Annotated in this window: 9 protein-coding genes; 6 read left to right on the top strand and 3 right to left on the bottom strand. The window is 40.7% G+C overall.

Annotated elements, in window-relative coordinates; all coding sequences use genetic code 11:
* Window positions 1-271: 271 nt before the first annotated feature.
* The 3 genes from spoT to JG479_RS00955 all read left to right on the top strand — a co-directional run bounded on the left by spoT (window position 272) and on the right by JG479_RS00955 (window position 4,541).
* Entirely contained in the window at window positions 272-2,377 is a 2,106-nt protein-coding gene (gene spoT / locus JG479_RS00965; protein ID WP_039488599.1) for a bifunctional GTP diphosphokinase/guanosine-3',5'-bis pyrophosphate 3'-pyrophosphohydrolase, read from the top strand.
* Window positions 2,378-2,389: 12 nt separating this feature from the next.
* Window positions 2,390-2,782 (top strand): RidA family protein, encoded by a 393-nt coding sequence (locus JG479_RS00960; RefSeq protein WP_039488601.1) that lies wholly within the window; start codon window positions 2,390-2,392, stop codon window positions 2,780-2,782.
* 151 nt (window positions 2,783-2,933) lie between these two features.
* Entirely contained in the window at window positions 2,934-4,541 is a 1,608-nt protein-coding gene (locus tag JG479_RS00955; protein ID WP_149601983.1) for a DUF342 domain-containing protein, read from the top strand.
* 39 nt (window positions 4,542-4,580) lie between these two features.
* On the opposite strand, the gene asnA is transcribed toward JG479_RS00955, so the two are convergent.
* A complete protein-coding gene (gene asnA, locus JG479_RS00950) occupies window positions 4,581-5,576 on the bottom strand; it encodes an aspartate--ammonia ligase (protein ID WP_200219746.1) in 996 nt (331 codons plus the stop codon).
* A gap of 197 nt (window positions 5,577-5,773) precedes the next feature.
* On the opposite strand from asnA, the gene asnC reads away from it, so the two are divergent.
* Genes asnC through recG form a run of 3 tightly spaced genes read left to right on the top strand, consistent with a single transcriptional unit; the run spans window position 5,774 to window position 9,100 of the window.
* Window positions 5,774-6,232, top strand: a complete 459-nt coding sequence (gene asnC, locus JG479_RS00945) for a transcriptional regulator AsnC (RefSeq protein ID WP_024595831.1) — start codon at window positions 5,774-5,776, stop codon at window positions 6,230-6,232.
* Window positions 6,233-6,273: 41 nt separating this feature from the next.
* On the top strand, window positions 6,274-6,960 hold the full coding sequence (gene trmH, locus JG479_RS00940) for a tRNA (guanosine(18)-2'-O)-methyltransferase TrmH (protein WP_007580009.1): 687 nt from the start codon (window positions 6,274-6,276) through the stop codon (window positions 6,958-6,960).
* Window positions 6,961-7,018: 58 nt separating this feature from the next.
* A complete protein-coding gene (gene recG, locus JG479_RS00935) occupies window positions 7,019-9,100 on the top strand; it encodes an ATP-dependent DNA helicase RecG (protein ID WP_200219745.1) in 2,082 nt (693 codons plus the stop codon).
* Between the two features lie 160 nt (window positions 9,101-9,260).
* Here recG and JG479_RS00930 read toward each other — a convergent pair whose 3' ends face one another.
* Entirely contained in the window at window positions 9,261-11,393 is a 2,133-nt protein-coding gene (locus tag JG479_RS00930) for an alpha-galactosidase (RefSeq protein WP_200219744.1), read from the bottom strand.
* Window positions 11,394-11,714: 321 nt separating this feature from the next.
* Window positions 11,715-13,193 (bottom strand): SLC5 family protein, encoded by a 1,479-nt coding sequence (locus JG479_RS00925; protein ID WP_182682444.1) that lies wholly within the window; start codon window positions 13,191-13,193, stop codon window positions 11,715-11,717.
* Window positions 13,194-13,234: the final 41 nt, after the last annotated feature.

Below are 13,234 nucleotides of genomic sequence, written 5' to 3'. Positions count from 1 at the left end.
TCTTTCGAGGTTAAATTTGCAGTAGTATGTTTGGTATTTAGGCAAGGCAGAGCCTATGTAGTGTGGTTATTCCCCATAAATAGGCGATAACGCAGCATAAATGCAAAACATGCGCTGCCTAAAGGGTTCTGCCTAGGGGCACTTTACTCTTTGTTGCTCGATTTTTACTTAGCCCGCTAGGCTAAAAACCTCGCGCCGCAATTAAATCGCCCCTAGATTGAACAAATTTTAATCCTGAAAGGTCAACAGGCCCTAGAACATTGGAGTGTGAATGTATCTTTTTGAAGGTCTTAAAAAGAAAATCTCAGAATACTTGCCCGCTGCTGATGTAGAGCTGGTTCAAAAATCTTACGTGGTAGCCCGAGAGGCCCATGAAGGACAAACTCGCTCGAGTGGCGAACCTTACATAACGCACCCAGTAGAAGTAACCCAAATTCTTGCAGGCATGCATCTTGATCATGAAACACTCATGGCCGCGCTAATGCATGATGTAATTGAAGATACTGATTTTAGTCAACAAGATTTAGCCGAGATATTTGGCGAAACTGTTGCAGAGCTAGTTGAAGGTGTGAGTAAGCTCGATAAGCTTAGCTTTAAAGATAAAAAAGAATTCCAAGCTGAAAACTACCGCAAAATGATTATGGCAATGACTCAGGATATTCGAGTCATTTTAATCAAGCTTGCTGATAGAACACATAACATGCGTACTTTAGGCGCATTGCGCCCAGATAAGCGCCGCAGAATAGCGCGTGAAACACTAGAAATTTACGCACCAATTGCAAACCGCTTAGGTATTCACGATATTAAAAATGAACTTGAAGACTTAGGTTTTCAAGCTTTATATCCTATGCGTCATCGCGCACTTAAATCGGAAGTTGCTAAAGCACGCGGTAATCGCAAAGAAGTTATTACTAATATCCAGCATGAAATAGAAGCACGTCTTGAAGAATCAGGCATTAAAGCAACTGTGTCAGGCCGTGAAAAACATTTATATAGTATTTATAAAAAAATGCTTAATAAAGAACTGCTATTTAACGAAGTTATGGATATTTACGCGTTTAGAATTGCAGTTGACTCTATGGATACGTGTTATCGTGTATTAGGTGTAGCTCATAGTCTTTATAAACCTATTGAAACACGCTTTAAAGATTATATTGCAGTACCAAAAACAAACGGTTACCAATCGCTTCATACTTCATTAGTTGGTCCACACGGTATACCTGTTGAAATTCAAATTCGTACTCACGATATGGATCATATGGCCGACAAAGGTGTAGCGGCGCATTGGATGTATAAAAAAGCAGGTGATGGTGCAGGTAATACTTCGCAGCAACGTGCTCGCCAGTGGATGCAGAGCTTATTAGAGCTTCAACAAAGTGCGGGTTCATCATTTGAATTTATTGAAAATGTAAAAACTGAGCTATTCCCAGAAGAAATTTACGTATTTACACCAGATGGGCGTATTGTTGAGCTACCGATGGGCGCTACCGCAGTCGATTTTGCTTATGCCGTGCATACAGATGTAGGCAACACCTGTGTAGGCGCGCGCGTTAATCGCAAGCCGCACCCTTTAAGTAGGCCCTTAGATACAGGGCAAACTATAGAGATAATAACAAGCTCAGGTGCCCACCCTAATGCAACATGGCTAAACTTTATTGTTACTGGTAAAGCGCGTTTGGGCGTTCGTAATTACCTTAGAAGTCAGCATCATGAAGAAGCTATGCTTTTAGGGCGCCGCTTACTTGATTCAGCATTAGGTGAAAACAAACTAGATAGCATTGCTGATGAAAATATAGCAAGAGTACTTGAGGAGCAAGAACTAACAACGCTTCTTGAATTACTTGTAGAAATTGGCTCTGGTAACCTAATGAGCATGTTAATTGCCAAACGCCTATTACAAAATGACAGTGACGACTTAACTGATATTACCAGCCAAGCCAAAGCGACCATTATTGGTACTGAGGGCATGCTAGTTAATTACTCTAAGTGTTGCCGACCTGTACCTGGCGATGCTATTACAGCTCATGTAAGCCAAGGTAAGGGCCTGACCGTTCACCGCCAAGAATGTAAAAACATCCGTGGCTGGGAAAATGAGCGCTCTAAATACTTAGTTGTAAAATGGGACGATAACCCAGAGAAAGAATATATTGCAGCTCTGAGAGTTGAAATTATTAATCATCAAGGGGCCCTGGCTAAATTAACCAATGTTGTTACTACAACCCAAGCCAATATTGTAGAAATTACCACCGATGAAAAAGAAAGTAATTTATACGTGATAGATTTAGGGGTTACCGTTAAAAACCGTATCCACGTTGCTAACATCATGCGCCGCATTCGCGTTATGCCTGATGTACAAAAAGTCTATCGTAAAAAGTAAAATAGGAAACACATGAATAAAGCATTTATCTCTACCGACAAAGCACCTGCTGCCATTGGCACTTACAGCCAAGCAGTTAAAGTAGGCACCGCTGTTTATTTATCTGGTCAAATTCCATTAGTGCCAGAAACGATGGAAATGATTTCAGAAGACTTTAGTGAGCAAACGCATCAGGTATTTAAAAATATCACTGCGGTATGTGAAAAAGCAGGCGGGCAAATTCAAGATTTAGTGAAAATAAATATTTATCTAACTGATTTATCTAACTTCGCTACTGTAAATGAAGTGATGAGCCAATACTTTAAGCAACCTTACCCAGCGAGAGCTGCATTAGGTGTTCGTGCACTTCCAAAAGGTGCACAAGTTGAAATAGATGGAATAATGGAACTTCCTTCTACCAATTAAGTATTACAGGCTATAGAGCCTCTCTATAGCCTTTCTTTCCCTCTTAGCACTTCGTTCTCTGTGACTTCTTGACTCAAATGTAAATTTCTAGCAATCTGTAGTTGTGTTTTAAAAAACAAACTTAACTTAAGTAGTAAAAAAGGATTAACTCGTGTTTAAGCTTGCCAACAATGGAAATGTTTTACTTGATGTAAAAGAACATATTCCTCCCAGCGCTGCATTTATTTTAGAGGCTCTCGAAAAGTCAGCTTTTTGCGACTGCAAAATAGATCATGACGCTATTAATGATTTTTTTAAAAACGAAAACACACAACACACTCTGGTTGTAGCAACAAAACACAATGCCACTTTAAATGTAACAATTAGCGACGATAAAATGCTGGCCATTGGCGAGCTAACCCTTGCCCAAGGCGGAAAATTATTAAGTTTAGAAGATGCAAAAAAACAACTCGTTAAAGCAGGAATTGTGCGTGGCTATAAGCAAGCATTTTTAGAGTTGCTACTGCAAAAACAGTTTGAGCATACAGCGGGTTCTGTTGTTAAGGGAGTATTAGCTAAAGGCAGACTACCAAGTGATGGTTTGGCCACTAAACTAATAACAACTGTAGAGACTTTAAAAGACCGTTTAAAAACCCCCAAGCTCAAAGAAGATGGCAGCGTGGATATGCGCGACTTTGGCAAGCTTGCAAGCGTAGAGCCAGGCTCTGTGCTTATTCGCCAACAACCAGCAACCCCTGGTAAAGAAGGCTTCACCGTAATAGGTGACATACTGCCCGCAAAACCCGGAGAAAATAAACAATTAGTGGCAGGCGAAGGCACCGAAATATCAAAGCTGAACCCGCTTGAACTAGTCTCTACTATTGCAGGTGTTCCGGTTGAAATTAATAATGGTATGCGTGTCGACGATATTTTTACCATTTCAGATGTAAACGTAAAAAGCGGCCACATAGACTTTCAAGGCAGTGTTATTGTTACCCGCAATATAGACCCTGGAATGAAAGTAACAGCCAAAGGCGATATTACTATATTTGGCACGGTTGAATCTGGAGAGCTTACCGCAGGCGGAAACATCACCGTTAAACAAGGCATTATTGGCCATCAAAAAGCCGACGAACAATCACTGTCTTGTAAGCTTATTGCACGAGGTGATATTCGCGTATCTCATTCACAGTATTGCTACCTAGAAGCAAATAATATTTTTATTGATCGCCAAACAAGCCACTGTGTAATGAAAGCTAAACGCTTACTGCAAGTTGGTCAATCCGACTTACCTAAGGGTAAAATATTTGGTGGCGAAATACTCGATGCAACAACCCTCATTGCTGGCGAAATAGGGAATGAATCAGGCGCTAAAATGATTATTAACCTAGCGGCTTCTGGCGCCGAAATAACAGCAGATACTGATAATTGCTTTAAAGACTTAGCTAAAACAGATGCACAGCTAGACACGTTGCAAGCAGCGCTAGAAAAAACTGATTTAGTGAAAGATGCCGAAAAGAAAAAAATATTAATTACTAAAATTGGTGCTACTCAAAAGCATTATTGTGAGCAGGCAGAGCAATTAGAAAAACGTCTTTCAAACTTAGATCACGACTTACACGATTTACTTAACGACGCTAATTTAGCGGTAAATTCTGTTTTGCATTCAGGTGTAGAGATTCATATTTTTGATAAAGTACTTAAAACAATCCGCAATTACCCTCCGTGCAACGTTAAACTTTTGAATAACAAAATTGAAATAGAGTTCAAAACAAGCTAATAACTGAGTGCTCTATTGAGCACTCAAATTTATTCACATTTAAAGTAAACCGCTTACCTCAGCATGTGTTTGCTGCGGCCATACACCCACTTGTACTTGACCAATGTGCTGCTTTTGTAGCAAGAGCATAGCCAAGCGCGACTGCCCTATTCCACCGCCAATTGTTTGCGGAAATTTACTTTGTAGTAGCGCTTTATGCCAATCAAACTCTAAGCGGTCTTCATCTCCAGTAACCCTTAACTGCGCTTTTAAAACTTCAGGACTTACGCGTATACCCATTGATGAAATTTCAAAGGCGTCTTCAAGTACTGGGTTCCATACTAAAATATCACCATTTAAACCCATGTATTGATCGCATGTTGGCGTAGACCAATCATCGTAATCTGGGGCTCTTACATCATGGATTTTGCCATCACCAAGCGCGCCACCAATACCAATTAAAAATACAGCACCATATTCTTGTGCAATGGCTTTTTCGCGTTGTTTAGCGCTAAAGTCAGGGTACATTTTACGTAGCTCTTCACTGTGCACAAACTTAATGTCGTCCGGTAAAAAAGGCGTCAAACCATAAGACTCACTTACAAAAGCTTCCGTCTCTTTTATCCCTTTATAAATAGATTGAACAGTTTGCTTTAGTGTTGCCAGCGAACGCTCTGTAGTTTCATTAATTACTTTTTCCCAATCCCATTGATCAACATATACAGAATGAATAGGACTTAATGAATCTTCATCTGGGCGCAAAGCTTTCATTTGAGTGTAAATACCCTCACCAACACCAAAGCCATAAGTTGCTAGTGTTTTACGTTTCCACTTAGCCAGTGAATGCACCACTTCGTAGCGGCTATCTGTAATCGCTTTCACATTTACAGCAACTGCGTTTTCATGGCCGCTTAAGTTATCTTGCGTACCGTCGCCAACCTTAGCCAAAATAGGGGCTTGAACCTCAACCAGCCCAAGTTGGGTTTCAAGTTGCTGTGAAAAAAATTGCTTAACTTTACTTATTTGCTGCTGTTGCTGCACATAGTGTGAACTCATAATAATTGGCCTCATTCCCAGTTATTGTTACTTGCTTAATTGATAAAAAGCGCCCTAATGAGCGCCTTTAATGAGGTTAATGTAACGATTTGATGTATTAATTCAATATCCCATAATAAAAATAGCTTTAACATATTAAAACCATCAATTAAGTGGTATAAAAATCATATATTCGATAATTTTATGATAAAAATATAATGGAAAATTATTTAATCGATAATCTCGATAAACAGATACTTCATGCATTAATGGAAAATGCCCGTACTGCGTACGCCGAATTAGCAAAAAGATTTAATGTAAGCGCTGGGACAATTCACGTAAGAATTGAAAAAATGAAGCAAGCAGGAATCATTACAGGCACCCAATTAACGATTAATACTAAACAGCTAGGCTACGATGTGTGTTGCTTTATAGGTATTAATTTAAATAACGCACGTGACTACCCACAAACACTTATAAAGCTAGAAGCATTGGAGGAAGTGGTAGAGGCTTATTACACAACAGGTAACTACAGTATATTTATAAAGGTAATGACAAAGTCCATTGATCACTTACAAGATGTGCTGATTAATAAAATACAGGCAATAGAAGCCATTCAGTCAACAGAAACACTTATTTCTCTACAAAATCCAATTAGCCGTACGGTAATGCCTTAACTGCAAAAATCTCGTATAATTGCCGAAAAAAGAGGATAACCATGCAGCAAACTCGCTACCAAAGAATCGAAGACGTACTTTCGCGCCGTCAAACAGACCTAACCGTGTGTTTAGAAGATGTGCACAAACACCATAACTTATCTGCAATAGTACGAAGTGCTGATGCGGTTGGTTGCCATCACGTACATGCTGTATGGCCTGAAAAGCAAAAATGGCTAACAAATAACACCTCAGGTGGCAGTAAAAACTGGCTAGAGACGCACTTACATAGAAATATTGATGATGCAGTTACTGCAATGCGTGAACGCAATCCAGAAATACAAATATTAGCGACTCACTTATCAGAAGATGCCGTTGATTTTAGAGAAGTAGATTACACCAAGCCAACGGCTATTATTGTTGGACAAGAAAAAACGGGGATCTCAGAAAAAGCCCTAGAATATGCCGATCAAAATATTATTATTCCAATGCAAGGCATGGTGCAATCGCTAAATGTTTCAGTTGCTGCTGCGCTAATATTATTTGAAGCACAGCGCCAACGCGAGCTGGCTGGTTTATATAATAGGGATATGTTGAGCGCCGAAGTTAAACATCCACTTTACTTTGAAGGCTGCCACCCTATTATTGCAAGGCAGTGTAAACAAAAAAAATTACCTTATCCTGCACTTGATGAAAACGGCGAAATAGTCGCTGACGAGCAATTTTGGCAAGCTTTAAAACATACTTGATGGACTAAAGCTCTGTAAGTACACTTAACTTATTCACAAATAATAAGATTGATATAATTTGTCTAAACCTAGCTTAAATCAATACCCAATTACAGAGCTCAAAGGGGTCGGCCCAAAAATGGCTGAGCGTTTGTTAAAGCTAGGTATTTTAACTGTGCAAGATATGCTTTTTCATTTGCCACTTCGCTATGAAGATCGCACTCGCTTATACGCGATTAATGAGTTGTCACTGCACAGCCACGTGAGTGTTGAAGCAACAATTGAAACAAGCCAAATTACGTTTGGTAAAAGGCGTATGCTTGTTTGCCAAATCAATGATGGTACTGGCAGACTAACATTACGATTTTTTAATTTTACCGCCGCACAAAAAAACGCATTTAGCGCTGGTAAAATAATACGTTGTTTTGGTGAAGTGCGCCGTGGCCGCGTTGGCTTTGAAATGAGTCATCCTGAATACAGCATCAGCGATACCTCTAACGAGCAGCCGGTAGCGACAACATTAACGCCCGTTTATTCAACAACCGAAGGCTTAAAGCAACTATCGATTAGAGCTTTAAGCGAACAGGCTATTGATTTACTAAATAAATACTCAGTAGAAGAACTACTGCCTTCACAGTGGCAGCCATCAAATATGCCGCTAAGTGACGCACTATTATTACTGCACCGCCCACCAAATGATGTTGATGTAACTGCATTAGAGCAAGGTACTCACCCTGCTCAACAGCGCCTTGTATTTGAGGAGTTACTTGCTCAAAACCTCAGCTTATTAAAAGTACGAGAGCAAGGGCAACAAGTTAAAGCCGTCGCATTAAATCCGGTAAACACATTAGAAAGCCAATTTTTAGAGCAACTTCCTTTTGCACCCACAAATGCGCAAAGCCGCGTAGTTGCTGAAATTAAAGGTGACATGCAACACGCGTATCCCATGATGCGTTTAGTACAAGGCGATGTAGGCTCAGGTAAAACCCTAGTAGCAGCACTTAGTGCACTAACAGCCATTGCGCAGGGCTTTCAAGTAGCTTTAATGGCTCCTACTGAAATTTTATCAGAGCAACATGGCGTTAATTTTACAACGTGGTTTAATCAACTAGGTATAACCGTTGCTTGGCTTGGCGGTAAAACAAAAGGCAAAGAGCGCGTAGCGACACTTGAAAAAATAGCCTCTGGTGAAGCGCAAATGATTGTAGGTACTCACGCCTTATTTCAAGATGAAGTTAAGTTTAATAACTTAGTGCTTATCGTTATTGATGAACAACACCGCTTTGGTGTCCACCAGCGTTTATCACTGCGCGAAAAGGGTAAGTTTGGTGATTGTTACCCTCATCAACTAGTTATGACCGCAACACCCATTCCACGTACACTCGCCATGACCGCATATGCCGACTTAGAAACCTCTGTGATTGATGAGCTGCCACCTGGGCGTACGCCAATTACAACAGTAGCACTTCCTGATACTCGCAGGGACGATATTATTGCCCGCGTTAAATTAGCGTGTAACGAGCAAGGCCGCCAAGTTTATTGGGTGTGTACACTTATTGATGAATCTGAAGTACTGCAATGCCAAGCCGCCGAAGACAGCGCACTGCAGTTAAAAGAAGCATTACCAGATCTAAACGTAGGCTTAGTACATGGGCGAATGAAATCAGCTGAAAAACAAGCCATTATGAGCGAGTTTAAAGCAGGTAATATACACGTATTAGTAGCCACTACGGTTATTGAAGTTGGTGTAGATGTCCCTAATGCGAGCTTAATCATTATAGAAAACCCCGAGCGCTTAGGCTTAGCACAGCTGCATCAGTTACGTGGGCGGGTTGGCCGTGGCGCTACTGCATCGCATTGCGTGCTTTTATACCACGCACCACTGTCTCATACTGCTCAAAAGCGATTAGGTGTACTACGCGATAGTAACGATGGCTTTGTGATAGCAGAGCGCGATTTAGAAATTCGTGGCCCTGGTGAAGTACTCGGTACAAAACAAACAGGGTTAGCCGAGTTTAAAATTGCCGATCTTACCCGCGATAAGCACATACTTAATCAAGTAAGACCGATTGCACAGCAAATGCTTAAGCAACATCCAGAGGTTGTTGACCCACTAATTCAACGTTGGTTGGGTAACAAGCAAAATTACGCGCAAGCGTAACCACTTTATTTTCTATACTTTTGAGTTTACTAAGTTAATTTACTAAATTAGCTTACTAAGGATATAAAAAAGTCAGCTCTAAACAATATAAAGCTGACTACTAATATCTCAATAGAGCAGCTTAAAAGCGATTTTCACCCTTTACTGCTCTTAGTTAAATTTAAGCTTTGTTAAGCTCAAATATAAGCGATGTTTGCGGGAATGAAATTGGCATTTGTAAACCAAACTGCATTAGCGCTTCACCGGTAAATGTTTGACCATTTACCGCAGCAATAGAAGATGGGCGATACTCTTCAAATTTTACCGGCCACACTAAATTAAGTGTGTACTGCGCATCGGCATCTAGGCCAACAAAACGAAGCTTATTAGGCGCTGTACGCGGTGTTTCGCGAACGCTGTTATAGGCAAATAACGCTTTTGTTTTTTGCTCATCAATTAAACCAAAGTTAATTGATAAATCGTCGCTATCAAGGCGGTATAAATCGGCGCTATGAATAAACTCACGATGCTCTTTGTGAAGTGCTATTGCCGCTTTAAGTGCATTGTATTCGTGATCGGTCAGCTCACGTGGGTCCATTTCGATTCCCATGTGGCCAAACATTGATACCGCAGCACGCATTTCAATACTTACATTACGCCCTGTGATATGACAATCGCGTGGGCCTACGTGTGCCCCCATAACCGACGATGGGAAAAAGAACGAACATCCACGCTGTATTTCAAGGCGATCAAGCGCATCGTTTGAATCTGACGTCCATACACGGTCTGTGTGTGCAAGTACGCCGTAATCTACACGTGCACCACCTGACGAACAGCTTTCTATTTCAAGCCCTGGGTGCGCCGCTTTAATACGGTCAATTAAACGATAAAGTGCTAATGTTTGCTGGTGCACTGCTGGCTTACCATCAAAATTACCCGCATGGTTAATATCGCGGTTCATATCCCATTTAATGTACTTAATAGTTGGGTATTCAACTAAAATATCGTCAATCGCTTTGTATAGGTACTCAACAACCTCAGAGCGCGTTAAATCAAGTACTAGCTGATTTCTAAAGCTTAACTGCTCGTTATTTTCTGAGCCTAAAACCCAATCAGGATGCGCGCGGTATAAATCACTATCTGGGTTGACCATTTCTGGTTCAAACCAAATACCAAACTCCATGCCTAAGCTGTTTACATGATCAATGACTGGCGATAAGCCATCTGGGTAAATTTTGTAATCTACAGTCCAATCACCTAAGCCTGCATTGTCACCACGGCGGCCTTTAAACCAGCCATCATCAAGTACAAAACGCTCAATACCTAACGGCGCTACTTTGTCGGCTAGTTGCTTAAGCGTGTCTACGTCGTGATCAAAGTAAATACCTTCCCACGTGTTGTAATGCACAGGGCGCGCTTTTTCACGTTGCGCTTGGCTAAGTAAATTAGCTTTAACAAAACGATGGAAATTACGAGAAAGCGCACTAAAACCTTCACTTGAAAACGAGCCATAAATGCTCGGGCTTTGATACGTTTGACCTTTAGCAAGCGTAAGCTCACCAGGAAGTAATAGCTCACCCATTTGTACATAACGACGACCTTCAGCTAGAAGCTCTGCGCGTAGTTTATTGTTGCCGCTCCAACCTAAATGAAAGCCGTAACATTCGCCGTGTTGCTCGCCTGCATTTTCGTTATGCACTAATAAACCAGGAAACACATCGTGTGATGTTTTACCTTTACGGTTTTCACGTACAAAGCTCCCAAGCACTAAATCAACAGATTGACGCTGGAATTCGTTTGACCAACGACCTTCAAAGCTCACTATTTTGCTTACGCTATCTGGCAATTGAAATGTTGGCGCGGCGCAAAAATTAACGCCCAGTGGTGAGTCACCTAAATTAGTTAATACAGTATGTGCACTTAGTACGTCACTGTTGTTGTCAAGCGTAATGCTGTGCACGACTTCAATACCACGGAGCTTATCTACACTTACAAACTCAACAGTCGCACTTGAAGGTTGACGCACTTCTTGAAGCTCTGGCCCAACTGACCATGCGATTGAATCATTTACTAGCTCAAGCCCTGGCGCGCCAGTAAAGCCTTCGCCTAATAAAGGAGATAGAGAAATAGGCGCTTCTTCAACCACGGCACATTTTACTTCTTGACGGGTAGCAAGCTGAGTAAGCATTGTTTCTGTTGTTTGCTCAGATAGGCGCTTACCAAAGTACAGTAACGCCGGTGTTTTGCTCTGGCAGTCGAAAATAACGGTGCTGTTTACACTGTTTAATCGATAAAATGATTTAGTGTCGGCCATGATTTTCCTATCCTCTTGTTCATTGTGTGAGTTATAAATATAACGAAAATTAGTAAGCTACACTATTTACTAAATGTATCTCTTTGCTTGAGCCACAATCTATCAGATGGTGACACTCAACAATAATAGTATATATCATACAAATTAGGTTTTGATAGTCTTTACATCGCAAATAGTCAGATAAACTCACTGGAAGTACCACTGTAATAAAGAGTATTAAACCAACTCTCACTTTAAAGCTCTGTTATTGCTTTTAATATATATAAAAAATCGGCCAGAGTTGCCCCATGACCGATTTTGTCAGCTTAAACTATTTACAATCTATTTTTGTACTTGTACTTGTCCTGCGTCATCAAGTGCCGGTGTTTTACCTGCCCACTGCGCATTCAAACCAAATACCACTTTATTTACTATCAATGCAAAAGCTACACATACAATCAGTGTAATTGGCATTAAGTGGATGTAATGAATGTCAGTATGTAGTGGTGAGTTTGCAAACGTAAGCATGCCGTACATTACAACACCTAAAATTACTGCTGCAATACCTGCACGTGCATCAACATTTTTAAATAATAAGCCCACTACAAAAATTGAGAATATAGGCATACTTAATAAGCCATTTAATTGCTGTAGCAAGTTAATAATACTGTCGGCTTGCTGGTAAATTGGTACAAGTACCAGTGTTAAGCTTGTTAGTAGCAATGTTACGTAACCACTTAGCTTTACAACACTTGGCTCTTTATTAAAGTAAGCTTCGTGAATGTCACACACGTATAGTGCTGTAGCTGAATTTAATAAACTGTTGTAAGTAGACAGCACTGCCGCCGCCATTGCCGCTGCAAACACACCGGTTAACCATGCTGGCATTACATCACCTACAATTCGACCATAAGCAGCGTCGCCAATATCGCCGTAAAGTTTAAACGAAATAATACCCGGTAATACCACAATTGCAGGGACGATTAAAAAACGAATTCCCGCTGCGGCAAATATACCTTTTTGTGCTTCTTTAACATTTGGAGCAGCCATGGCTCGTTGTGTAATTGTTTGATTAGTACCCCAGTAATACATTTGAATAAAGATCATACCGGTTAAAAGTGTTGGCCATGGAATAGGTGAATCAGCATCGCCTATGAGTGTTAAGCGCTCCTCAGGAATACCCGTAAAGTCATAATTAATCGCATTTAGTGCTAAAAACACCACTAAAACAGCCATACCCAGTACCAGTAAACCGTTGTAAGTATCAGACACTGCAACTGCACGTAGACCACCAAAAAACGCATAAATAGCACCTACAATAGCAAATGCGGTGGCAATATACATTAGCGGAATATCAACCTTAAACATGGTTTGCATAAACAGCGCACCTGAGTAAATTACCGCTGGCATGTAAATAAGTGCATTACCTAAAAAGAATAATCCCCCAATAACAGCGCGAATATGTTTATTATTATAGCGCTTTTCTAAAAGCTCTGTGGTGGTAGTACAATTGTATTTGTAATAAACAGGAATGAAGACTTTAGCTAAAATAATTAAGCCAATAATCGCCGCAAGCTCCCACCAAACAAGCAAAGCCATTTGGTTACCATTCATACCTACTAGTTGGTCGGTGCTTAAGTTAGTAAGTGTTATTGAACCTGCAACAAACATCCAAGTAAGGCCACCGCCTGCTAAAAAATACTCTTTGGTTTGGCTTTGTCCGTTATTACGATTTTGGCCTCGGCATTTCCAATAAGTAAGGCCACCAATTAAAGCGGTGACAAAAACAAAAACCACCAGCTGTAAAATGTTATCTGACATGTGTGTGTCTCCTACGCGTTACGCGCAATGTCTGTGTAATA

Source organism: Pseudoalteromonas sp. LC2018020214 (genome assembly GCF_016598755.1).
In the GTDB taxonomy this organism is placed as follows: domain Bacteria; phylum Pseudomonadota; class Gammaproteobacteria; order Enterobacterales; family Alteromonadaceae; genus Pseudoalteromonas; species Pseudoalteromonas distincta.
The sequence above is the reverse complement of the archived record's forward strand: the minus strand, read 5'-3'. Positions and strand labels throughout refer to the sequence as shown.